Here is a 22,904-nt window from a genome sequence, read left to right as displayed (position 1 = left end):
CGGGCCTGTCTTGCCATGCGAGACACCGCCGGGAACGTGCGGAATCCGCACTGCCGCGACCGGAATTGGCGGCGACCGGACATGGCCACTGGACGCAGCCCAAATCCCTGGACCGGTACGCCGATTGGTGTCCACGATGATGTGTGCCGCAATTCCGGTGAGTCCTGCGGATCGGCGCCGTCCATTCGTCGGGCCGAGTAAGCCGGCCCAACACAGCAAAGGACCTCCATGTCTGTCGAGACGACTCCCGCACCGCGTTCCTGGAAGAACCCGGACGACCACTACCTGACGGTGCTGGAAAACCCGTGGTACCGGAACCTGACCGTGCTCCAGGATGTCATCGCCCACCGGACCACCGCCTTCTGGACCGAGCGCAGGGCGCGGAACCTGCACCTCCCGATCACCACCGGCTCGATCTCCAGCCCGATGGGCCGGGGCAGCGACAGCAGCCCGGTGATGGTGAACCTGGAGGGCGTCCCCACCTACCTCGCGGACTCCATGCAGTTCATGCTCGAGTTCGGCTGCCGGCTCGCGCCCGAGGGCTCGTACTACCTGATGCCGTCCTTCCGCGGCGAGCCGGCCGACGAGACCCACCTGTGCCAGTTCTTCCACAGCGAGGCCGAGATCGTCGGCGGCCTGGACGACGTCATCCGCACCGTGGAGGACTACCTCAGGTACCTGGCGGCGGGCCTGCTGGCGTACGCCGGTGACGCGGTCCGCGAGATGGCCGGAACGGTGGAGCACCTGGAGGAGCTGGCCGGCTCCTCGGCGCTGCCGCGGATCACCTTCGACGAGGCGGTCGAGCGGCTGGACGCCGACCCGCGCTTCGTCACCGAGTTGGAGCCCCGCTGCCGCAACCTGACCCGCGCCGGGGAGCGCGAGCTGATGGAGCAGTTCGGCGGGTACGTCTGGGTGACCCACCCCGACCACCTGAGCGTGCCGTTCTACCAGGCGTTCGACGAGGCCGACCCGACCAAGGCGCTCAGCGCCGACCTGCTGTTCGGCGTCGGTGAGACGGTCGGCTCCGGCGAGCGGCACCCGGACGGGGAGACCCTCGCCAAGGCGCTGAGCCTGCACGAGGTCCCCGCCGAGAGCTACGAGTGGTACACGGTCATGAAGCAGCGCCATCCACTCCGCACCGCCGGTTTCGGCCTGGGCGTCGAGCGCTTCCTGCTCTGGGCGACCAAGCACGACGACATCCGCGACCTCGCCCTGCTGCTCCGCTTCAACGGCAGCGCCATCCTGCCCTGATCCGCAGCCCCTCCCCTGACGCTCCGTCACCTCCATGATAGGAAAACCGCAATGACGTCCCAGCTCTCCGAATCCGTCGACAGCGCCGAGCACGCCGAGGTGCTCAGCTACTTCCGGGACAAGGCCGACGGCTACGACCGGGTCGACGAGCAGGTCTACTGGCGCCTCTCCGACGAACTGCTCTGGGAGTCCATCGAGCGCCACGTGCTGCCGAACCTGCCCCAGGGCGGCCGGCTGCTGGACGCGGGCGGCGGCACCGGCCGCTGGACCGACCGGCTGCTGACCGCCCGCCCGGACCTCACCGGGGTGCTGTACGACCTCAGCCCCGACATGTCCCGGCACGCGACCGCCAAGGCCGAGCAGCACGGCTACCAGGACCGCCTGACCGTGGTGAACGGCGACCTGATGAACGTCGCCGAGGACCTGGCCGGCCACAGCTTCGACCTGGTGATCAGCTTCCACAACGTGCTGGGCTTCGTCGCCGAGCCGACCGAGGTGCTGCGCCAGCTCAGCTCGCTGATGAACCCGGGCGCCCAGATGGCCCTGGTGCTGCCGAACCGCTACCACACGGCCTTCTTCAACATCATGGTCGGCAACCTGGACGAGGCCCGCTCGGCCGTGCTCGACCGCACCGGCAGGTTCACCCCGGACATGCCCGCCATGCACCTGTTCACGCCCACCGAGCTCCAGGGCGACCTGGCCCGGGTCGGCCTGCACACCACCGTCCGCACCGGCTACCCGGTGCTGGTCTACCCCGGCTACCAGGAGACCCAGCTGGACGGCTCCAGCGCGGGCGTGCTGCGCACCCTGTCGGACCCGGAGCACTACCGGCAGATCCGCGAGCTGGAGCTGAGCCTGCTCGGCGAGAGCGCGCTGGCCGAGCGCGGCAACAACCTCTTCTTCGTCGCCAAGCGCGGGGCGTGAGCCACCGTGCCAGGACCCAGCACGACGGCACCCGGGGTGCTGCGGCCCGCGCCGCTGCGCCCGGGTGACACGATCGGAGTCTGCGCGCCGTCGATGGCGCACGCGGCCCGCTACCCCCGGCGCCGGGAGCGGGCGCTGGCCCACCTGGAGGAGCTCGGCTACCGGGTCAGGGGCGGACGGAACTGGCTGCGCGACACCGGCCACACCGCCGGGACGCCCGCCGATCGCGCCGCCGACCTGCACGAGTTGTACCTGGACGACCAGGTCCGGGCGATCATGACCTCGATCGGCGGGTACAACGCGAACCAGCTGCTCGACCTGCTGGACTACGACCTGATCCGGGCCCACCCGAAGCCGCTGGTCGGCTACAGCGACACCACGGCGCTGCTGGTCGCCATCTGGCAGCGCACCGGCACCGGTGTCGTGCTCGGGCCGCAACTCCTGCCGCAGTGGGGCGAGTTCGGCGGCAGCCTGGAGTACACCCGGCGGATGTTCCAGCAGGTGCTGGGCTGCGACCGGCCGATCGGCCCGGTCCCGCTCCCGGCCGAGCAGGTGACCGAGTTCCTGCCCTGGGACGCGGCGGACGACCGGCCGCGCACCGTGCTCAGCGCCGCCCCGGCCCGCGCCCTGCGCGCGGGCCGCGCCACCGGCTTCCTGATCGGCGGGAACCTGGAGACCCTGCTCTCGCTGGCCGGGACCGGCTACTGGCCCGAACTGGACGGCGCGCTCCTGCTCCTGGAGAGCACCGGCGCCGATCCGGCCAAGCTGACCGCCCAGTTCACCCAGCTGCGCCAGATCGGCGTACTGGACCGGATCGCCGGCCTCGGCCTGGGCCGGTTCACCGATCCGGAGTTCGACCGCTCCGAGGCGCTGGCCGAGCTGGTCGCCCAGGAGACCGCCGGGTTCCAGGGGCCGGTGGTCAGCGGGCTGCCGTTCGGCCACACCGACCCCATGCTCTGCGTCCCGTTCGGCGCGCGGGCGGAGCTGACCGCCGCCGCGGAGTGCGGGCTCACCGTGCTGGACAGCGCGGTGGCGGCGTGAGCGGTGGACCTCGGAGCACCGCCGTGCACCGGGCGCCGCTGCTGGCCGCCGCCGTCCTGGGCGGACTGACCGCGGCGCAGTTCGTGCACACCGTCCGGGACCGCAACCGGTGGCCGATCTGCTCCAACAACATGTTCAACCGGGTGATGCCCGACCGGCTCCCGCAGCTGCGGGTCCGGCTCCGGGACGGCGATCGCTGGACCGAGCCGCGCTCGGTGTACGGCCTGCTGCCGCTCGAGTTCTTCCGGGTGGTGGACATCTGCGCCGCGGTCCTGCTGGAGAACGAGGACACGGAGGTCCGGGACCGGTTCTGCCGCCGGGTGGTGCAGCGCCTCAACGCCCGCCCCTGGAAGGGCTTCGACGAGGTCGCCGGCTCCGAGCGGCCGACCTCCGCGCGGGGGTTCACCGGCCTGGAGATGCTGTTGGTGACGGTGGACCTGGCCGACTACTCCCGCAGCACCGACTCACCGCTCCACGACCGCCAGGTCCTTCACCGCTGGGAGACCGACTGATGCTGCGCAGGGTCACCGACATCCTGTTCCGACAAGCCGACGCGCCCGCCCGGATGCGGCTGACCAGGACGGTGCTGGGCGCAGCCGCGCTCCGCACCCTCTGGCACCTGCCGGACGGCTCCTTCTTCGAGGAGCACGCCGACACCGTGATGTCCGAACAGGTCTGCGGCAAGCCGCGGTTCACCCTCACCCGACAGCAGTACGACCTGCTCAGGGGGGCCGGCCTGGTCGGTATGGCGCTCTGGACGGCCGGGGTCAGGCACCCCGCCGTCCGGACGGTCGCGGCCACCGCGTTCATCTCCACCAACGCCTACGTCGCCCACTTCCACCCGAGGTTCTGGAACTACAACAGCCACCTCAGCCTGTTCGTCGGCGTGGCCGCCGCAGCGGACCTGCGGCCCCCGCTGGACGACCCGCTGCCGGAGCGGACCGCCCAACTGCAGTCGGTCGCCCTGGCCTCCATGCAGCTCGGCGCGGCCACCGTCTACAGCCAGGCCGGGCTCTCCAAGCTGGTGCACGGCGGCCGGGAGTGGATGACCACCGGACGCACCGTGAAGGGCTCGCTGGCCGTGCTCGGCACCCCGGCGGGGGCCGAGTTGAGCCGCAACGACGAGCTCATGCGGCTGATCGCGGTGCTCACCGTCCTCGGTGAGGCGGCCTTCCTCCCGCTGCTGGTGGCCCGCTGGCAGGACCGGCGGCTCATCGGCGCCGGCGCCGTCGGCTTCCACCTGCTGACCAGGCGCTATCTGGGGATCTCGTTCTGGCACATGTGGTGGCTGCACCCGGCGCTGTTCGTGGTCCCGCTGGTCGGCGACGACCGGAGCGCGTCGAGGGCGCACCGGCTGGGCGTCGCCCTGCTGAAGGGCTTCGCGGACCAGATGTGCACCCTTCCCGCCAAGCCGAACGGAGTCTGAAGTGCCCCAGGACGTCGTACTGTCCCGACTCGCCGGGGCCCGGGCGGCGCGTGCCCGGCTGGAGGAGTGGTCGGTCGGCTTCACCGACTGGTTCCAGGCCGCCGGGGCCCGCCGGCTGGCCCCGGAGCCCGCGGTACCCACCACGGACCGCACCATCCTGTTCACCAACTCCGCCGTGGTGCCGTTCAAGCCGTTCATCCGGGGCGATCAGCCGCTGGACGGCGACTGGGTGACGGTCCGTCAGCCGTGTGTGCGCAGCCAGAACCTGCGCGCCACCTTCCTGGCGGACTTCCACACCGAGTTCGTGCTGCACTTCGAGATGCTGGGCGCGATGGCGCCGGCCGACCGGCTGGACGACTTCGCGTCGGCGGTGGCCGGGTACTTCGGCCGTGAACTCGGCCTAGCCGCCGACGAGGTGGCGTTCAAGGTGGCCTCCGGCCACCGCGACCTGGACGACGCCTGGCAGCGGGCCTGGGCCGGCCCGGTCGCCCACGACGGCGAAGCGGAGGACTTCTACGCCTGGAGCTTCGGGGACGAGGGGATGACCGGCCGGGGCGCCACCTTCTGCCTGGTCCAACCGGACGGCAGCTGGCGCGATCTGGGCAACCTGATCGCCTTCGAGTGGCAGGGCTCGACCGTGGCCTACGGCTTCGGCATCGGGGTGGAGACCCTGGCCGCCGGGCTGACCGCCGCGCGCTGGGTGATCGACTCCACTCCCGAGGGCTGCCTCTCCCTGCCGGAGACCCCGCAACAGGCCAAGCTGGCTGACCTGTTGGGGCTGCTGGTGCAGCTGTACCGGGCCGGTATCGTCCCCGCCAAGCGCGCCCAGGGCTACATCATGCGCAAGGCACTGGTGTACATCGAGCGGCTGGCCGCCCAACTCGGTGTGACCGACCAGGAGCTGATCACCCGGCTGTCCGGGATCGGCGCGGTCGACGCCCCGGACACCGACGTGGCGGCGCTGTTCCGGACCGACCTGCACCAGCTCCGACGCGACAGCGCCACGACCCGCCCGGTCGACCTCTCCTTCCTCTGCGACGCCGGGCTCGATCCCGAACTCCTGTGCGGGGCAGCGGAGGAGATCAGCCTGCCCGGACTCCTGGGCCTGGAGGCCCGGGTGCTGGACACCTGGCGAGGCGCGTCGCTCCCGGCCGGGCAGCAGTCGGTGACCGTCACGCTCGACCTCACCTCGTCGGAGGCGCTCCAGCCCGCCGCCCTGCGCGAGGTCCTGCGCGACATCTCCGAGCAGCTCTGTGCGCGCTTCTCGGCCACCCTGCGCGGAAGCCTGTGAGTTGATGGGAACCCAAGGCAAGCACCGGCTCGGCCACGGCTACTGGATGCTGTTCGCGTCCGTGAGCGTCTCCAGCCTCGGTGACGGCCTGCGGCTGGTGGCGATGCCGCTGCTGGCGCTGTCGCTGACGCACAGCGCGGTGGACATCTCGCTGGTCATGGTCGTCGCCGCGCTGCCCGGACTGCTGGTCGGACCGCTGATCGGGGTGATGGTCGACCGGCTCGACCGGCGCCGGATCCTGACCGCCGCCCACGTGGTCCGGGCCGGGCTGGTGCTCTGCTTCGCCACGGTGATCGTGTCGGACCGGACCGCGCTCTGGCAGGTCTACGCGATGACCGCGGCGCTCTCGGTGGCCGAGCTGTTCGCCGAGTCCGCGACCTTCGCCCTGATCTCCCTGCCGGTGCCGCCGGAGCTGCTGGAGAAGGCGAACTCCCGGTTCTTCTCGGCCCGGATGCTGACCCAGCAGGTGCTCGGCTCGCCGCTGGCCGGTGTGCTGTTCGGCGTCGCCGTCTGCGCCCCGTTCTTCGCCGAGGGCGGCCTGTTCGCCGTGGCCGCCCTGGTCTCGCTGCTGATCCCGGTCCTGCGGCGGCCCGGCGCGGCAGCCGAGCCGCAGGCCCCGCCCGCACCGGACGGGCCGCGCCCCTCCGTGCTCGCCCAGCTGCGGGAGGCGGTCGGGATCATCGGCCGGTACCCGCTGCTGCGCACCATCCTGGTGAGCGAGATGGTGCTCAACTTCTGGATGCTGATCGCCACCGCGCTGATGGTGGTGTACGCCAAGCGGGACCTCGGCCTGACCGACACCCAGTACACCCTGCTGTTCAGCGCCGCCGCGCTGGGCAGCGTGCTCGGCGGCCTGCTGGCCCCGGTGCTGGTCCGCCGCCTCGGGGTGGAGTGGACGATGGCGCTGGCCCTGCTGGCGACCGGCCTGAGCCGACTGGCCCTCGGCCTGACCACCGGGCCCTGGCTCGCCACCGCGACCTTCTTCAGCTGCGGCGCGGCCGTCTTCGTCTGGGACATCGCGGCCGCCTCCTACCAGCAGCGGGTCACCCCCAACCACCTCCAGGGGCGGATGCTCACCACCCTCTACGCCTTCAGCTACGGCGCCGCGGTGGTCGCCGCCCTCACCGGCGGCCTGCTGTCCGAACTCATCGGCGTCCGTGCCGTGGTGGTCGTCGGCGCGGCCGCCGTGCTGCTGATCGGCGCGTACTGGCTGCGCCTCGCCCTGCGCGGGCGGCCGCCGTCCACCGGCGCGCTCGCCCCGATGGACGCGGCCACCGTGTCCTGATCCGCACTCCCGTCAACGTCACACCCCTTACGAACTGCTGAGGATCACCATGACCGACATCAGCGCACAGCGGCCTGAGCAGGTCGTCGTCTGCAAGTGGAACCCGGAGCTGATCGGCTCGCTGCTCGACAGCGGGCTGGACGTGTACGTGGTGCTGGACGACTTCGACGTCGACCACATGCACCCCGACTGGGAGCTGCTGGGCCGAGCCGCCCGGGTCTACCGGGTGAGCGAGTTCGACTCCCTGGAGGAGATCTCCGCGGTGGCGGCCGACCTCTCGCTCCGCGGGGTCAGCGGCGACCGGATCATCAGTTTCACCGAGTTCAGCCAGTTCGGCGCCGGCTACCTGGCCATCCTGCTGGGCGGCCAGGGGGATCCGCTCCGGCACGTGGCCTACCGGGACAAGCGGCTGATGAAGCAGCGGGTGGCGGCGGCCGGCGTCCGCACCGCCGCCTGGGCGAGCCTGCCCGACCCGAACGACCAGCAGGACGTGGCGGCGGTCTGCGAGCGGCTGGCCTTCCCGCTCGTGGTCAAGCCGGTCTCCGGCGGCGGCGCCATCGGCACGTTCACCGTGCACTCCCCCGACGAGCTGGCGTCGAAGCTGGCCGCGATCGGGCCGATCCCGATCGTGAAGTCCCGCCAGCTCATCGCGGAGGAGTTCGTCACCGGCCGGGAGCTGCACATCGACGCCGTGTGGGACGGCGACGAACCGCTCTTCCTGGTGGTCAGCGCCTACTTCATGACCCGGCTCACGGTGCTGGAGGGCATCGCCCACATCCCCGAGGCCGGTCTGCCGCTGGACGGCAGCACCGTGATCAACGCCGAGGACGACCCCGAGCTGTACCGGCGCGTGCTGGACCTGCACCGGCAGGTGAACCGGGCGCTGGGCATCGAACGCGCCGTCACCCACCTGGAGGTGTTCCAGCGCCCCGACGGCGAGCTGGTCTTCTCCGAGATCGCCACCCGGCTCGGCGGCGGCTGGATCCCGCCGCTGCTGGGCGAGGCCACCGGACTGGAGGTCCACCACGCGCTGGGCCAGGCCCTGGTCACCGGCAAGCTCCCCGCGCCGCGGCCCAGCCGGCGGCACCTCGGCGCGCTGCACCTGCGCCCGGCGGCCCCCGGGCGGATCACCGCGATCCCGAGCGTCGAGACGATGCTGGCCATGGACGGCGTGCTGCGGGCCCAGCCGCTGCGCGGCGTCGGCGACGTGGTGGACCTCTCGCACGCGTCCGAGTGGTGCGTCTTCGTGGTCCTGGGCGCCGACACGGCCGACGAGTTCGACGCGCTGGTGGAGCGGGTCGGCCGCGAGTTCCGGGTCGAGGTCGGGCCGGTGGAATGAGAAAGCAGGCGGGGGCGCCCTTTTCGGACGCCCCCGCCTGGCGAAAGCCACCGGAATTCAGCACCCCGCCGTACGGGAATGCCCTTTCCGGAGGAGTACGGCTACCACCAGCCGTTGATCGAGACAAAAAGAATACGCATCTCAGCCCCCTGGAATCGAATCGTCGAATCGCGTTGCCGGAATCCCGTCCGCTCTTTCCGACCACACTAGACGGGAGCGATAAATTCCGGATCTTCAGGACGTCTGCACCCGATAGTCCGCATCAGCGCCCGCACCCCGGCCACCCCGGGCAGCCGGGCACGTATCGGATATAGATGGGGCGTTGATCGCGGTCTGCGACGATGGGCGGAACACATCGGGAACAGCGAAGCACTACGAGGGGCGCACAGGGTGATCGTGAGAAGGAGCCTCAAGACGGCAGGTCGGCGCGGTTGGGCCGCGGCGCTGGCGGCGGCGCTGGGCGTGGCCGCCGTCCTCGCTGTCGTCGGCGGGACGGCGGACCGGCCTTCCCCTGGCGCGACGCAGCACCACGCGTGGGCTGCGAGCGCGTGGAACAGCACCGGGGAGCCCCCGGTCAACTGACCGGAGGCCGTGCCGCAGCCGGCGTCACGCCTGCAGCAACCGACCGACGTCCGCCGCGTCCGGGAGTCCGAGCTGGACGAAGAGGGCGTGCGCCCGCTCCCACTGCGTGCGGGCGTCGGCGGTCAGGCCCAGGCCGGCCTGGGCCTGACCGAGCACCACCAGGGCGTACGCCTGGTTGCGTACCGCTCCGATCTCCTCGCAGCGGGCGACCGCCTCGGCGGCCTGCTCCACCGCCTCCTGGGTGCGGCCGGTGATCCGTAGCGTCTCGGCGAGCCGGTACTGCGCCTGGGCCTCGCGGTCCCGGAAGCCGGCCGAGCGGCACACACCGAGGCACTCGGTGTAGCGGGCGGCGGCGTGCTCGTACCGGCCCTCCTCGTGCAGCGCCAGGCCGAGCACGTACAGCGCGTAGGCGATTCCCGGGAGGTCGTTCATGGAGCGCAGCAGTTGCAGGGTGTTCTCGCAGGCCGGTACCGCCTCCGCTGCCCGGCCGCTGCCCACCCGGGCCAGCGCCGCGTTGATCGTGGTCGCCGCCTCCCCGGACTGGTGACCCAGCGTACGGGCGAGCACGATCGCCTCGTCGAAGCAGGCCACGGCCTCGTCGTGGCGGCCCAGGAACTGGGCGGCCACCCCGAGGTCGTTGAGCGCCTGCCGGAGGATGACGGTGTCCCCGGTGCTCCGGGACGCCTTGATGGCCGCGCGGGCGTGCTCCTCGGCATCGGCGGGCCGGGCCGCCTGCAAGGCGATGGTGCTGCACAGCAGCCGGGCCCGCCCGGACGTCCGCACATCCCCCCGGCGCTCGGCCGCCCGGACCAACTCCATGGCGGTGGGCGCCAGTTGACCGAACCTGATGTCACGGCTGAAGGAGCTGAGGGCGATCAGCAGGTCGACCGCGGCCCGCAGCTGCCCGGTGTCCAGCTCCGCCGGCAGGCCGACGGCCTGCAGCACCGCCGCCGTGATCACCTCGATCTCGCCGGTGATCCACGCCCGCGCCTCGTGGACGTCGTCGAACCGCAGCCCCGGCGATCTCACCGGGCCCAGGGAGTCGGCCACCGGATCCCCCGGGACGGCGTGCGAGAACGCACTGCACGCGCTGGCCAGCAGGAAGTCGAGCAGCCGGTCCAGGGCCTGCGCGGCTTCGGACCGGTCCTGGCTGCCCGCCCGTTGCAGGGCGAAGACGCGCACCAGGTCGTGGTAGCGGTAGCGGCCCGGTTCGAGCGACTCCAGCATCGCGGCGTCCACGAGGGACTCCAGCAGGTGCTCGGTCGTCTCCTCGTCGGCGGCGAGCACGGCCGCCGCCGCCGCAAGCCCGACGGCCGGTGCGCCCGCGACGGCTATCAGCCGGAAGGCGCGGGCCTGCGGAGGCGTCAACTGCCGGTACCCGAGCTCGAACGTGGCATAGATGGAGGCCCCGCCGATGCTCAGCTCCTCGAGGCGGCGCTGCTCGTTGGAGAGCCGGGCGGTCATCGTCGCTATGGTCCACCGGGGGCGGGCCGCCAGCCTGGCGGCCACCATCCGGATGGCGAGCGGCAGGAACCCGCAGGCCGTGACCAGTTGGAGCGCCTCGGCCGGTTCTGCGGCGAGCCGCTCGTGCCCGATGACCGCGCCGAGCAGGGCGAGCGCCTCGTCGGGCTGGAACGCCTCCAGGCTGAGCTGGGCCGACAGCGGCAGCCCGAACAGCCGCGACCTGCTGGTGACGATCACCCCGCAGTCGACCGATCCCGGAACCAGGTCCAGCACCTGCGCCGCGTCCCGCGCGTTGTCCAGCACGATCAGTATCCGGCGGCTGTCCAGCATGGAACGGAACAGCTTGCAGCGGTCGTCGAGCCCCTCGGGTATCCACCGGACCTCGACGCCCAGCGCGGTGAGGAAGCCCGACAGGACGACGCCGGGCTCCACCGGAGTGTCGTCGTTCCCGCGCAGGTCGGCGTAGAGCTGGCCGTCGGGGTACGCCTGGCGTACCCCGTGCGCGATGCGCAGGGCCAGCGAGGTCTTGCCGATCCCGCCCATCCCGACCAGCGCCACCACCGTCAGCGCCGGGTGCCCGGGCCGCTCCAGCAGGGCGCACAGGCTGGCGGCGGCGCCGGCCCGGCCGATGAAGTCGGGCAGATCGGAGGGGAGTTGCGCCGGTACCGGCAGCTGGGGAGCCGGTTGCGGGCCCGGGCCGAGTGCCGGATCGTCCTCCGGTCCCGGCCTGGGCTCGTCGCGGGTCACGACGTCCTCGGCCGCCGCCATGGACAGGGCCGGATCGCATTCCAGGATCTGCCGGTGCACCGCGCTCAGCTCCGGCCCCGGATCGATGCCCTGCTCCTCCGCGAGCAGCTTCCGGACGCCGCTGAACACCGCGAGCGCGTCGGCCTGCCGGCCCGCTCCGTACAGCGCGCGCATCAGCAGGGCGTAGGGGCGCTCGCGCAGCGGGTGCTCGGTCGTCAGCTCCGCCAGCCCCGGGACGACCAGCCGGTGGCGGCCGAGGGCCAGGTCCAGGTCGAAGCGCTCCTCCAGCACCGCGACCCGCAGCTCCTCCAGCCGGTCCCGCTGCCCCTGCGCGAAGGGCCCGGGCACGCCTGCCAGCGACTCCCCCTGCCACAGGTCGAGGGCGTCGGCGAGCAGCGCGCTCGCCGCCTCCGTCCGCCCCGAGGAGCGGGCCTGCGCCGACTCCCGGATCAGCGACTCGGCCCGCCAGACGTCCAGCGCGGACAGCGGGACGGCCAGCCGGTAGCCGTCCCCGGCCGACAGCAGCACGCTCAGCGTCGAGGGGTCCGGCTCCAGGAGCCGCCGCAGCTGCCAGGCGTAGGTCCGGATCATCGTGACGGCCGTGCTGGGCGGTTCGGAACTCCACAGGGCGTCGACCAGCTGCGCCATCGAGACCGCGTGCCCCGACCGCAGCAGCAGGGCCGCGAGCACGGCCCGCAGCTGCGGCGGCCCGACCCGCAGCTCGGCATCTCCCCGGTACGCACGCAGCTCGCCGAGCACAGCGAAAGAAAGCTCGTCCGTCACCCTGCCGACACCCCTTCGACCACGCCACTTCGTCGTCGCAGCACCATGGCGCAGGACGGCGGAGCCGCCCACTGGTTTCTCACTGCTGGTCAGTCCCGCGACGGCTGAGCCTATCCCGGCCCCGGCCGTCCCGGGCTACCGGCCGCTGCGGCGGTTGCCGGGCCAGTCGAGCAGCAGCCGCTGGGCCCGCGGCAGCCGGGAGACGACCAGGTCGTAGGAGTCCTCGATCATCTCCCCGAGCAGCAGCGGCGGCACCCCGCCGTCCAGCCGCACGGTGTTCCAGTGCCGCTTGTTGAGGTGCCAGCCGCCGGTGATCTCCGGGTGCGCCGCGCGCAGCCGCACGGCCAGCTCCGGATCGCACTTCAGGCTGATCCGCAGCGGTTCGCCCCGCAGCGCGGTCAGCGCGAAGATCTTCCCGCCGACCTTGAACACGGACGTCTCCGGGCCGAACGGGAAGGTCTCGACGGCTCCGTTCAGCTCCAGGCAGGCGGCTCGCAACGCTTCAGGGGTCATCCGCAGATTCTGCTACACGCTCAGGGCTTGAACGGCAGCGGCCAGGCCGGACGGGGTGATCCCGGCCGGGCCGACGCGGGCTCCTGCGAACCGGACGGGCCGGGTGCGGACGGTTGGGAGGACGTCGGCCCGGACGACGCGGCGGACGGCGTCGCCGGGACCGGGACGATCGGGACGACCGGGGAGGTCGGCACCTCCGGGGCCGAGCTGGGGTTCGGGTTCGGTGGGGTGACCGGCGGCCGGGGCTGCGGACGCGGGTGGCGGTGCGGCCGGGGGCGGAACTGCCCGGAGGCGCCCTGGCGGTAGTACGCGGCCCAGGCCCGCACCGCCGTCACGTAGTTCTGGTCGTCGTTGTAGGTGAGCACCGCGTCGTCGTACTCCCCGGGCACCGAGAGGTCGCGGCCGTCGGCGCACAGGTAGCGGGCGGTGGTGAGGGCGGCGTCGTAGATGTTCTGCGGGTCGGCCCGGCCGTCGCCGTTGCCGTCGGCGCCCCACTCCTCCCAGGTCGTGGGCATGAACTGCATGGGGCCCACGGCCCGGTCCCAGACCCGGTCACCGTCCAGCCGGCCGTGGTCGGTGTCGCGCACCACCATGTAGCCGTTGGAGCCGTTGAGGGTGGGCCCGTAGATCGCCGGATAGCTGGTGCCGTCGGACAGCACCCGGCCCGCGTACGCCTGCGAGGACTCGATCTGGCCGATCCCGGCCAGCATCGGCCAGTCCAGGTGGCAGCCGGGGCGGTGCCGGCGCTCGCGCGACTCCGCGGCCAGGTAGGCCAGGTAGACGGTGTGCGGCAGCTGCGGGGTGCCGCTGGAGGGCGGCATCTGCAGGTCGACCGGGGCGTAGGCGGCGTTGGAGCTGCTCAGGCCCGCCTGGATGTCGGCCGAGTCCCCGTCCGGGACCATGCCGATGCCGTCCGCCGGCACGTAGACCGTGCCGACGCCGTTCACGGCCAGCGGCTCCGCACCGAACGCCGGGAGGTCCTCGCGGGCCTGGCCGGAGGCGATCTCGTCCTGCGACGGCGTGCGGCCGAACAGGCCCTGCAGGTACGGCGTCTGCGCGGCGGCGGCCGACATGGCGTCGACCGAGACCGGCCCGGAGACCGCGCCGGGGGCGCTGTCGGGGGCGGCGCCGGGCACCGCGTCCGAGGCGGAGACGGCGGCGAGCGTGGAGACGCCGGCGAAGCCGGGGGCGGCCGCCGGGAGCGCCCGGGCCTGAGGCGACTGCGCCGCCCCCAGCAGCGCCGCGAGCAGGGCTCCGGCGACGACGGCCAGTCCGATCCGGGTGGCGGCCATCGGCCGCTGCGGCTCGTTCATACCCGGGGCAGGGGTCGGCGGCGGTGCAGCAGGACGACGGCCAGGGCCGTGCCCGCGGAGAGCGCGACCGCCCCCAGCAGCCGGGGCAGCGACGGCGGTCGGCCGATCCTGCCACCGGTGTTGGTCACCGTCGCGGCCCTGGTCCGGCCGTCCATGGAGGCGGCGTCGGCGTCCACCCGCGCCGCCACGGCCCCCTGGCCCGGCCTCGGGTGCAGCGCGACGCCCTTGGGGGCGATCACCGCGAGATCGGGCTGGCCGTCCGTCAGGATGCTCACGCTGCCGGGCTCCAGCTGCGCGGGCAGCATCCGCGGCGAGGCCAGGTTCAGCTGGACGACCTGCTCCACCGGCGCGCCGAGGGACCTCCCGGTGACGGTGAGGGTGAGCGGCCGGGCGAAGGGGCGGTCCAGCGGATCACCGGCCAGGGTGTACGCCTTCAGGCCGACGGCGGCGACGGTGCGCTGCGCGGTGAAGCCCTCTCCGGCCAGCAGGTCGTCGACACCGGCCGCGTCCGCGGTGGTGAGCCTGACGTCGGCCGGTTCGCGCAGCGCCTCGGCCGGGACCTCCAGGGTGACCTTCCCGGCCGGGACCGGGGCGGTGATGTCGCCGCCCTGGGGGCCGAGGACGCGCTGGGCGACCGTCAGAGAGCTCAGCTCCGGCGCGGCAGGGCCGGCGGGGGTGGCGGCCCGCGCGGACGAGGCGCAGAGGATCAGCACCGCCCCGGCGACTGCGGCGGTTCCGCTGGTGGTGGACATCTGACGTGCGGTCCCTTCTGACGGTGGTCGGAGGCGGAAGGCCGTACCGCCTCCACCGACGATGCACGCGCGGTCGGATTTCCGGGTCGTCTGCCGATCGAACCGCAGGGGAACCGTCCGAATGTCGTATTGGCGGACCACCCGGATGGCCCCTACGCTCCGGCCGCACGGATCCGGTCGGAGGTCTGGCGCCGGGCCTGGCCGATCCCTACCATGAGCCCAGCCAAAACGTGAGCAGTGCTCATTTTGCCCGGGGAACACCGCCCGTCCGAGGAGCCTCCGAGGAGCAGCAGTGGCGCATGTCACCGACGACGACGTCCCCGGGACCGTCGCCCCCGGAGCGCCGCCGCAGCCGCCGCCCGGCGCGGTCGGCCGGGGCTGGCTGGGCGGGTTCGTACTGGCCAACTTCGGTATGCAGATCGCGCTGCAGACCCCCAGCACCTTTCTGATCCCGCAGCAGATCGCCGCCATCGACCCGCACGGCAAGGTCGTCGCGTACGCCTGGGCCAGCGCCGTGGGCGCGGTCGCCGGGCTGGTCGCCGCGCCGCTGGCGGGGGCGCTGTCGGACCGTACCACCGGCCGCCACGGGCGGCGGCGGCCGTGGATGCTGGGCGGCACGGCCGCCTCGATCCTGGTGCTGGCCGCCATGGGGCTCGCCGACAGCGTATGGGCGGTGTCGCTGGGCGCGCTGGGCCTGTCGGCGGCCATGTGCGCGCTGGGCGCGGGGCTGAACACCGTCGTCCCCGACCTGGTCCCGGTGGCGGAGCGGGGGCGGGTGCTGGGGTGGGCGTCGGTGCCGCAGGCGGCCGGGCTGGCGCTGGGCGGCGTGCTGGTGGGGCTGGCGCCGGGCAGCCTGGCGGGCTACCTGGTGCTGGCGGCGACGCTGCTGCTGGTGCTGCCGTTCGCCCGGAGCACGCCGGACCGCCCGCTGCCGCGCGAGGCCCGGCAGCGGCTGTCCTGGGGCCTGCTGCTGGACGGCTGGCGGATCGACCCCCGGCGCACGCCCGACTTCGCCTGGGCGCTGGCGACCCGCTTCATCATGTACCTCGGCTACGGCCTGGGCACGCTCTACATCCCGTACTTCCTCAGCGACGTGGTGCACCGCAAGGGCGACCTGCTGCTGGTGGTGGCGGTGAACGCGGCCGCGGTGGTGGCGGTGGCGGTGGTCAGCGGGCGGCTCTCGGACCGGCTGGGGGCGCGCCGCCCGCTGGTGTCGGCCGGTTCGGTGCTGATGGCGGTGCCCGCGCTGATGCTGGCGGCCTGGCCGACCTGGACCATGACGCTGGTCAGCTCGGTGCTGCTGGGCGTCGGCTTCGGCGTGTACGTGGGCGTGGACCTGGCGCTGGTCACCCAGGTGCTGCCGTCGCGGACGGACTCGGCCCGGGATCTGGCCGTGGCCGGGCAGATGGGCTCGCTGCCGTACGTCCTGGTCCCGGTCCTGGCCGCGGTGATCATCCACTACCTGGGCGGCTACAGCGGGCTGTACGTCGCCTCCGGCCTCAGCTCGCTGCTGGGCGCGGCGCTGGTGTGGCGGATCCGCTCGGTGCGGTAGCCGCCGGGAGCCGTAGCCGCCCGGGTGCCGGAGCCGCCCGGAGCCGCCGACGGCCGGGGCGCCGGGGCCGGGACGCCCGGGCCTACCGGGTCCGGCGCGCCAGCAGCTTGTCGATCTCGGCCGCCTCGGCGGCCCGGCCGTAGAGCCAGCCCTGCGCGCTGTCGCAGCCGGTGGCCCGGAGCAGCCCGGCCTGCAGCTCGCTCTCCACGCCCTCGGCGGTCACGGTCAGCCCCAGCGTGTGCGCCAGCCGGACGAGCGCGGCGACGATCTGCTCGTCCACCGCCTCGCCCTCGGCCGGGGGGTGTCGTGGAAGCCCTCGACGAAGGAGCCGGCCAGCTTCAGGGCGTGCACCGGCAGCCGGCTGAGGTAGGCCAGGTTGGAGTAGCCGGTGCCGAAGTCGTCGATGGCGATCCGCACGCCCATCGCGGCCAGCGCGTGCAGGCCCTCGCGCGGGCGTCCGGCGGGGCCCATGACCTCGCTCTCGGTCAGTTCGAGCTGCAGCAGCCGGGCCGGGAGCCGGGTCGCGCCGAGGGTCTCGGCGACGTCCGCGACCACGTCCGAATCCCGGAACTGGCGGGCCGCCAGATTCACGCTGACGTACAGCTCGCTCTGCGGGAACCGCTCCAGCCAGGCCCTGGCCTGGGCGCAGGCGGTCTCCAGCACCCAGCGGCCGAGCGGGACAATGGCACCGGTCTCCTCGGCGATGCCGATGAAGCGGTCCGGCGAGAGCCTGCCGAACTGCGGGTGCTGCCAGCGGACCAGGGCCTCCACCCCGAGCAGCGCCGGCTCCCCCTCGCCCTGGAGGTCGACCAGCGGCTGGTACTCGACCACGAACTCGCCGCGCTCCAGGGCCGGGCGCATGGTCGTCGCCAGCAGCTGGCGGGTCATCTGCCCGGCGATCCGCTCGGCGTCGTAGAAGGCCCAGCGCGCCCGGCCGTCGGCCTTGGCCCAGCACAGGGTGGCGTCGGCGTCCTTGACCAGGTCGGCCGGGGAGGTGCCGGGCACCGGGCGCTCCACCACGCCGACGCTGGCGGTGGCCGCCACCCGCTGCCCGGCCAGGTCGTAGGGGACGCCGAGGACCTCCACGATCTCGGCCGCCAGCGCGGACAGCTCCGCGCCGCCCTGGCTCCGGGGCACCAGCACCGCGAACTCGTCGCCGCCGACCCGCGCCACCAGGTGGCCGCGCTCGCCGAAGCGCTGCTCCAGCCGCCGGGCCACGGCGACCAGCAGTTCGTCGCCGACCTGCGGGCCGAGGGTGTCGTTGACGGCCGAGAAGCCGTCCAGGTCGAGGTAGCACAGCCCGATCCGGCGGTCGGGCTCGGCCAGGGCTCCGGTCAGCTGCTCGAAGAAGAGGGAGCGGTTGGGCAGCCGGGTCAGCGGGTCGTGCCGGGCCTGGTAGTGCAGCCGGTCGCCGAGCCTGCGGGTCTCGGAGATGTCCTCGACCATGGCCAGGGTGTACTGCGGCAGGCCGCCGGCGTCCCGGATCAGCGAGACGGTGATGTTGGTCCACACCGCGTGGCCCTGACGGTGCAGCAGCCGCTTCTCCAGCCGGATGCGGTCCCGGTCGCCGCGCAGCAGTTCCAGGTAGATGCGGCGCGGGTGCTCCTCGACGTCCATCAGCTCGTGGATGTGCAGCCGGGTCAGCTCCGCCACGGTACGGCCGAGCATCTCCGCCAGGGCCGGGTTGGCCTCGGTGATCCGGTCCTCGGCGTCGACCAGGGCCATGCCGATCCCGGCGTCGGTGAAGGCGGCGCGGAAGCGGGTCTCGCTGTCGCGCAGGGCCTCCTGGAGGCAGCTGGAGCGGTCGTGCGGCTGGTCGCAGGCGGGGCAGGACACCGCCGCCGGGTCGGCTCCGGCCTGGTCGGCGCCGCCCTCGGAGCCGCCGCTGCCGACCGCCGCGCCGACGGCCCCCGACGGGGCCCCGGCCGACGACTGGGCCGGGGGCGCGGCGACGGCGGCGTCGAGGGATGCCCCGATCGCGGCGCCGAGGGCCGCGTCCACGGCGGCCTGCACCGCCTCGCGGACGGCAGCGCCGCCGCCGGTACCGGTGCCCGCGCTCATGCCCGTGCCTGTGCCCGTGCTCATGCCCGTGCTTGTAGTCATGCTCATGCCAACGCCCGTACCCGTACCCGACCCCGAGTCAACCCCCCGGCCGGTGCTGCTGTCCTCGCCGCTCGGGGCTCCGTTCGGGCCTGGCACAGCTCTCCTGTCCTGTGCTCCGCTCAGTCACTACGCACGGTAGCGATCATAGGTGGGGTGCTCGGACGGGAGCCACTGTTAGCGGAACGATTCACCCTTGCGGGGACGGAGCCGGGGGCGGGACGACCACCTGTGCGAGGGCGCGCGCGCCGTGCGTACCGGCGTCCGCCCCCGGGCCGCGCGCCGACCCACCGTGACCGCCCGCCGTGACCGCCCGCCGTGACCGCCCGCGGTGGCTGCCCGCCGTGGCCCGCTGCTCAGTCCAGCGCCAGCCGGAAGGCGCGCTCCTGACCCACCGTCCGGAAGCCCAGCCGCTCATTGATGGCGATCATGTGCTCGTTGGTCTCCGCGCACAGCGTCTCCACCACCGCCACCTCCGGGTGCGCGCCGAGCAGCCACTGCAGCATGGACGCCTTCACCCACAGCCCCAGGCCCCGGCCCCGGTGCGCCCGGTCCACCGCGGTGTCGGACTGCCGGGCCACCGGACCGGCCCCGTCCCGGAGCACGATCTCGCTGAACCCGGCCACCGCCTCGTGCCCCTGCTCGTCCTCGCAGAGCGCGGCCACCGTCAGCAGCGCGTCGCCGCGCGCCGCGTGCCGTTCGGCCAGCCTGCGCACCCGCTCCTCGTCCCACGGGGCGCGCACCTCGTCCAACTCGTCCGCGGTGTCGCCCATGGCGTTGCGGGCCCGGGCGTACGCCGCCGACAGGTCGGCGGGGACCACGCCCTGCCAGCGGGCCAGGTGATAGCCCTCGCTGGCGGCCCGGACCACGGCCCGCAGCTCGTCCTGGTCGCAGCCGGCCACGTCCAGCCGCAGCCGACGGTAGCCCTGCCCGGCGGCGAAGCCCCGGGACACCAGCAGCCCCTCCGCCGGCGTCCCGGCCACGACGGTCGCCACCAGGCTGCTCCGGCCGGACGCCCGCGCCTGCTCCCGGACCGCCTCCAGCAGCAGCCCGCCGACGCCCTCGCGGCGCCGGTCCGGGTGCACGGACAGCTGGAACCGGGCCGAATCCCGCAGCCCCTCGGCGTCGACCAGCCGCAGCACGGCCGTGCCGACCGGCTCGCCCTCGGCGTCCCGGGCGAGCCAGCGCAGCAGTTGCTCGCCGCCGGTCACGGCGCGCAGCACCGCCGCCACCCGGTTGCGGCCGCCGCCCGGCTCCGGCCGGGCGGGAGCGTCCGGGTCACCGGGGTCGTCGGCGACGGCGCAGGCGGCCTCGATCCGGAACCAGCCGTCGATCTCGTCCTCGCGCAGCCCGGGGCCCTCGCCCAGCCGCACGACCGTGATGCCCTCGTCCTGGATCCGCTTGCGGGTCACGCGACAACCTCCGCGATCAGGGCGCACCGGTCCGGCCGGGCGCCGACATCCCCACAGCATGCGCGATCACCTGCTCCGCGAACAGGTGGCCCCCCGTGTGAAACAACTCACCCGGCCGCCCGGCCCGGCGGCCGCCGACCCGCTCAGGGGCGCTGGCGTACCGTCAGTGCGGCCGGGCGGGCCGGGGCACCGCCGGAGTTGAGGAAGCGGGCGACCGGCAGGGTGGCCGCGCCGCGCGCGACCGCGTCCGGGCCGAGCCGGCCCAGCTCGACGGCGGTGCGCGAGAACGGGTAGTGCAGGGCGTGCTCGCGGGCGACGTCCGTGATCCGCGGCAGCAGCCGACCGGCCAGCAGCAGCCCGGCCCAGCCGCCGATGATCACCCGCTCCGGATTGAAGAGGTTGACCAGGTTGCCGATGCCGACGCCGATGTGGAGCGCGGTGTCGTCCAGCACCGCGCGGGCGGCGCGGGCCTCGGGCGTCGACTGCTCCTGGTCGGCGGCGCGCAGGATGCGGCGCAGCTCGGACTCCTCGTCGGCGACGTCCTCGGGGGCCTCGCCCACGGCCTCGCGGTAGCGGGCGATGACCGACTCGGCGCCGATGTACGCCTCCAGGCAGCCCCGGGCGCCGCAGCGGCAGCGGCGTCCGCCGATCACGGCGGTGACATGGCCCCACTCCCCGGCGCTGGTGCTGGAGCCCCGGTAGGGCGCGCCCCCGGCCAGCACGGACGCGCCGACGCCCGAGCCGATCAGCAGGAACACGGTGTCGGCGGCCTCGCGCCCGGCGCCGAACCACATCTCGGCCTGGCCCATGGTGGTGGCGCCGTTGTCGATGAACAGCGGCAGGTCGGTGGCCTTGCGCAGCATGGCCTCCAGCGGCACGCCGTCCCAGCCGATGGTCTGGCAGTGGACGAGGGACTCGGGCAGCCCCTGGACGATGCCGGGCACGCCGATGCCGACGCCGAGCACCCCCGGGCCGGCGCCCGCACCGCCGTCCGCCTGCTGGACGTAGCCGACGGCCTCGATGCCGGTGGCGATGGCGGTGACGACCACCTCCGGCTCGTAGTGGCCCGCGCTCATCGGGATGTCGGCCCGGGCCAGTTCGTTCAGGGCCAGGTCGAAGCGCTCCACCCGGACGTGGGTCTCGCCGACGTCCACGCCGATCACCTGGAAGCGGGAGGCGTCGACCTCCAGCAGGATGCGCGGCCGACCGCCCTCGGACTCGACCGCCCCGGCCTCGACCACGATCCCGGCCTCGATCATCTCGGCCACCACATTGCTGACCGAGGCGGTGCTCAGCCCGGTGGCCCGGCTCAGGTCCTGCCGACTGACCTGGTCGTGGAAGTAGAGGTGGCGCAGCAACAGGGACCGGTTCGACCGCCGTAGGTCCCGGACGTTCCTTCCGGCCTGGTCTGCCATGGGCCGCCTTCCTGTCATGAGCGGCTCGGAACCGCGCTGAACCCTATCGTCGCGGACACGCCGAGCGCACCCGAGCCGGGGCCCGCCGGGAGCGGCGCCGCCGTCGGCCCCCTTGACGAACCCAGTATTCCAGACGTTAAATCACACCTCGAAATAAGTCGTGACAAAACCGGGGGTCAATCGGGCAGTGCAGGCCGCCGCCGTTCCCGCGCAGCGCCCCCCGAACCGCACCGGCCGATCCGAGGAGACCCATGCCCGCGCCCGACACCGACGCCTTCGGCCCCGGCTTCCTCTGGGGTGTGGCCACCTCCGCCTACCAGATCGAGGGAGCCACCGCCGAGGACGGCAGATCGCCCAGCATCTGGGACACCTTCTGCCGGGTTCCCGGCGCGATCGACAACGGCGACGACGGCGACGCGGCCTGCGACCACTACCGCCGCTGGCCCGAGGACGTCGCCCTGATGCGCGGCCTCGGCGTGGACTCCTACCGCTTCTCACTGGCCTGGCCGAGGATCGTCCCCGGCGGCACCGGCCCGGTCAACCCGGCCGGGCTCGCCTTCTACGACCGGCTGGTGGACGCGCTGCTGGAGGCGGGCATCCGCCCCAACGCCACCCTCTACCACTGGGACCTGCCGCAGGTGCTGCAGGACCGGGGCGGCTGGTCCGAGCGCGCCACCGCCGAGGCGTTCGCCGAGTACGCGGGCGCGGCCGCCGCCGCGCTCGGCGACCGGGTCACCGACTGGTGCACCCTCAACGAGCCGCTGTGCAGCGCCTGGATCGGCCACCTGGAGGGCAGGATGGCGCCCGGCGTACGCGATCTGACGACCGCCGTCCGCGCCTCCTTCCACCTCCACCTCGGCCACGGGCTCGCCGCCCAGGCCGTGCGCGCCGCCTCGCCCGGGCCGGTGCGCCTCGGCATCGTCAACAACCTCAGCACCTGCGAGCCCGGCTCCACCGACCCGGCCGACCTGGCCGCGACCGTCCGCGCCGACGGCCACATCAACCGCTGGTGGCTCGACCCGGTCCTGGGCCGCGGCTACCCGCAGGACATGCTGGACGTCTACCGGGTCGAACTGCCGGACCGCGGCGGCGATCTGGCGACCATCGCGCAGCCGCTGGACTGGATGGGCGTCAACTACTACTTCCGGCAGATCATCGCCGCCGACCCGACCGGCCCGGCCCCGTACTTCCGCCAGCTGCCCGGGCCCAACCCGGAGCACACCGCCATGGGCTGGGAGGTCCACGCCGCCGGGCTGGAGGAGCTGCTGCTGCGGCTCACCCGCGAGTACGGCGTGCGCGAGCTGATGGTGACCGAGAACGGCGCGGCCTACCACGACACCGTCGCCGCCGACGGCTCGGTCACCGACCCCGGGCGCACCGCCTACCTGGAGCAGCACCTGGCCGCCTGCGCCCGGGCCACCGCCGCGGGCGCGCCGCTGACCGGCTACTACGCCTGGTCACTGCTGGACAACTTCGAGTGGGCGTACGGCTACGACAAGCGCTTCGGCCTGGTCCACGTCGACTACCCGACCCAGCGGCGGACGGTGAAGGCCAGCGGGCGGCGCTATGCGGAGATCATCCACGCCCACCGCGAGGCCGCCCGCCGACAGGCCCGGCTGTCCGCCTGACGGCGGCGGCCGCTGCACCGACCCGTCGACGGGTGCGCACCGGTCCTGACTACCGGAGCGCACCCGTCGGCGCCCAACGGCTCGGG

General features: G+C 73.6%; 18 protein-coding genes. 10 read left to right on the top strand and 8 right to left on the bottom strand.

All coding sequences use genetic code 11. The annotated features are described in order from the left end of the window. The first annotated feature begins 228 nt into the window (after positions 1-228). Genes GXW83_RS06285 through GXW83_RS06250 form a run of 8 tightly spaced genes read left to right on the top strand, consistent with a single transcriptional unit; the run spans position 229 to position 8,557 of the window. On the top strand, positions 229-1,251 hold the full coding sequence (locus tag GXW83_RS06285; RefSeq protein ID WP_182441897.1) for an amino acid--tRNA ligase-related protein: 1,023 nt from the start codon (positions 229-231) through the stop codon (positions 1,249-1,251). Positions 1,252-1,302: 51 nt separating this feature from the next. Beyond that, positions 1,303-2,175, top strand: coding sequence for a bifunctional 2-polyprenyl-6-hydroxyphenol methylase/3-demethylubiquinol 3-O-methyltransferase UbiG (locus GXW83_RS06280; protein WP_182441896.1), 873 nt, complete (start codon positions 1,303-1,305; stop codon positions 2,173-2,175). Positions 2,176-2,181: 6 nt separating this feature from the next. Further along, positions 2,182-3,216 carry an LD-carboxypeptidase gene (locus tag GXW83_RS06275; protein WP_182441895.1) on the top strand — a complete coding sequence of 345 codons (1,035 nt, stop codon included), beginning with the start codon at positions 2,182-2,184 and terminating at the stop codon, positions 3,214-3,216. Then, positions 3,213-3,728, top strand: coding sequence for a hypothetical protein (locus tag GXW83_RS06270; RefSeq protein WP_182441894.1), 516 nt, complete (start codon positions 3,213-3,215; stop codon positions 3,726-3,728). Before GXW83_RS06275 ends, GXW83_RS06270 begins: the two co-directional genes overlap by 4 nt. Next, positions 3,728-4,642, top strand: a complete 915-nt coding sequence (locus GXW83_RS06265; RefSeq protein WP_182441893.1) for a hypothetical protein — start codon at positions 3,728-3,730, stop codon at positions 4,640-4,642. The genes GXW83_RS06270 and GXW83_RS06265 overlap by 1 nt, the downstream gene beginning before the upstream one ends. 1 nt (position 4,643) lies before the next feature. Beyond that, positions 4,644-5,933, top strand: a complete 1,290-nt coding sequence (locus GXW83_RS06260; RefSeq protein ID WP_182441892.1) for an alanine--tRNA ligase-related protein — start codon at positions 4,644-4,646, stop codon at positions 5,931-5,933. A gap of 4 nt (positions 5,934-5,937) precedes the next feature. Continuing rightward, positions 5,938-7,218 carry an MFS transporter gene (locus GXW83_RS06255; protein ID WP_182441891.1) on the top strand — a complete coding sequence of 427 codons (1,281 nt, stop codon included), beginning with the start codon at positions 5,938-5,940 and terminating at the stop codon, positions 7,216-7,218. 49 nt (positions 7,219-7,267) lie between these two features. Then, positions 7,268-8,557 (top strand): ATP-grasp domain-containing protein, encoded by a 1,290-nt coding sequence (locus GXW83_RS06250; RefSeq protein WP_182441890.1) that lies wholly within the window; start codon positions 7,268-7,270, stop codon positions 8,555-8,557. A 606-nt stretch (positions 8,558-9,163) separates the two neighbouring features. Here GXW83_RS06250 and GXW83_RS06245 read toward each other — a convergent pair. From GXW83_RS06245 to GXW83_RS06230, 4 genes are all read right to left on the bottom strand, one after another. Further along, positions 9,164-12,133: a BTAD domain-containing putative transcriptional regulator gene (locus GXW83_RS06245; protein ID WP_225446794.1), complete on the bottom strand. Its 2,970-nt coding sequence runs from the start codon at positions 12,131-12,133 to the stop codon at positions 9,164-9,166. A gap of 135 nt (positions 12,134-12,268) precedes the next feature. Beyond that, the gene (locus GXW83_RS06240) at positions 12,269-12,646 is read right to left on the bottom strand and encodes an MmcQ/YjbR family DNA-binding protein (RefSeq protein ID WP_182441889.1); all 378 of its coding nucleotides are present in this window, start codon (positions 12,644-12,646) and stop codon (positions 12,269-12,271) included. Between the two features lie 20 nt (positions 12,647-12,666). After that, positions 12,667-13,959, bottom strand: a complete 1,293-nt coding sequence (locus tag GXW83_RS06235; protein WP_182441888.1) for a lytic transglycosylase domain-containing protein — start codon at positions 13,957-13,959, stop codon at positions 12,667-12,669. Next, complete coding sequence (locus GXW83_RS06230; protein ID WP_182441887.1) at positions 13,956-14,711, bottom strand: hypothetical protein; 756 nt, start codon at positions 14,709-14,711, stop codon at positions 13,956-13,958. Before GXW83_RS06230 ends, GXW83_RS06235 begins: the two co-directional genes overlap by 4 nt. A gap of 292 nt (positions 14,712-15,003) precedes the next feature. On the opposite strand from GXW83_RS06230, the gene GXW83_RS06225 reads away from it, so the two are divergent. Beyond that, the gene (locus GXW83_RS06225) at positions 15,004-16,263 is read left to right on the top strand and encodes an MFS transporter (RefSeq protein WP_225446793.1); all 1,260 of its coding nucleotides are present in this window, start codon (positions 15,004-15,006) and stop codon (positions 16,261-16,263) included. Positions 16,264-16,345: 82 nt separating this feature from the next. Here GXW83_RS06225 and GXW83_RS34800 read toward each other — a convergent pair whose 3' ends face one another. The 4 genes from GXW83_RS34800 to GXW83_RS06205 form a co-directional block, all read right to left on the bottom strand. Continuing rightward, positions 16,346-16,543, bottom strand: a complete 198-nt coding sequence (locus tag GXW83_RS34800; protein WP_182441886.1) for an EAL domain-containing protein — start codon at positions 16,541-16,543, stop codon at positions 16,346-16,348. Continuing rightward, entirely contained in the window at positions 16,489-18,348 is a 1,860-nt protein-coding gene (locus GXW83_RS06215) for a bifunctional diguanylate cyclase/phosphodiesterase (protein ID WP_182441885.1), read from the bottom strand. The genes GXW83_RS34800 and GXW83_RS06215 overlap by 55 nt, the downstream gene beginning before the upstream one ends. A gap of 371 nt (positions 18,349-18,719) precedes the next feature. Beyond that, positions 18,720-19,775, bottom strand: coding sequence for a GNAT family N-acetyltransferase (locus tag GXW83_RS06210; protein ID WP_182441884.1), 1,056 nt, complete (start codon positions 19,773-19,775; stop codon positions 18,720-18,722). Between the two features lie 143 nt (positions 19,776-19,918). After that, positions 19,919-21,190, bottom strand: coding sequence for an ROK family transcriptional regulator (locus GXW83_RS06205; protein ID WP_182441883.1), 1,272 nt, complete (start codon positions 21,188-21,190; stop codon positions 19,919-19,921). A 251-nt stretch (positions 21,191-21,441) separates the two neighbouring features. Between GXW83_RS06205 and GXW83_RS06200 the strand changes: the two genes are divergently transcribed. Continuing rightward, entirely contained in the window at positions 21,442-22,818 is a 1,377-nt protein-coding gene (locus GXW83_RS06200) for a GH1 family beta-glucosidase (protein ID WP_182441882.1), read from the top strand. Positions 22,819-22,904 lie beyond the last annotated feature (86 nt).

The organism is Streptacidiphilus sp. PB12-B1b (genome assembly GCF_014084125.1).
GTDB lineage: Bacteria > Actinomycetota > Actinomycetes > Streptomycetales > Streptomycetaceae > Streptacidiphilus.
The sequence above is the reverse complement of the archived record's forward strand: the minus strand, read 5'-3'. Positions and strand labels throughout refer to the sequence as shown.

Coding starts and splice junctions, on each gene's coding strand:
- GXW83_RS06230 (WP_182441887.1), bottom strand. CDS start 14,711: ATGTCCACCACCAGCGGAACCGCCGCAGTCGCCGGGGCGGTGCTGATC.
- GXW83_RS06205 (WP_182441883.1), bottom strand. CDS start 21,190: ATGGCAGACCAGGCCGGAAGGAACGTCCGGGACCTACGGCGGTCGAAC.
- GXW83_RS06250 (WP_182441890.1), top strand. CDS start 7,268: ATGACCGACATCAGCGCACAGCGGCCTGAGCAGGTCGTCGTCTGCAAG.
- GXW83_RS06200 (WP_182441882.1), top strand. CDS start 21,442: ATGCCCGCGCCCGACACCGACGCCTTCGGCCCCGGCTTCCTCTGGGGT.
- GXW83_RS06285 (WP_182441897.1), top strand. CDS start 229: ATGTCTGTCGAGACGACTCCCGCACCGCGTTCCTGGAAGAACCCGGAC.
- GXW83_RS06280 (WP_182441896.1), top strand. CDS start 1,303: ATGACGTCCCAGCTCTCCGAATCCGTCGACAGCGCCGAGCACGCCGAG.
- GXW83_RS06265 (WP_182441893.1), top strand. CDS start 3,728: ATGCTGCGCAGGGTCACCGACATCCTGTTCCGACAAGCCGACGCGCCC.
- GXW83_RS06235 (WP_182441888.1), bottom strand. CDS start 13,959: ATGAACGAGCCGCAGCGGCCGATGGCCGCCACCCGGATCGGACTGGCC.
- GXW83_RS06255 (WP_182441891.1), top strand. CDS start 5,938: ATGGGAACCCAAGGCAAGCACCGGCTCGGCCACGGCTACTGGATGCTG.
- GXW83_RS06240 (WP_182441889.1), bottom strand. CDS start 12,646: ATGACCCCTGAAGCGTTGCGAGCCGCCTGCCTGGAGCTGAACGGAGCC.
- GXW83_RS06215 (WP_182441885.1), bottom strand. CDS start 18,348: ATGAGCACGGGCACAGGCACGGGCATGAGCGCGGGCACCGGTACCGGC.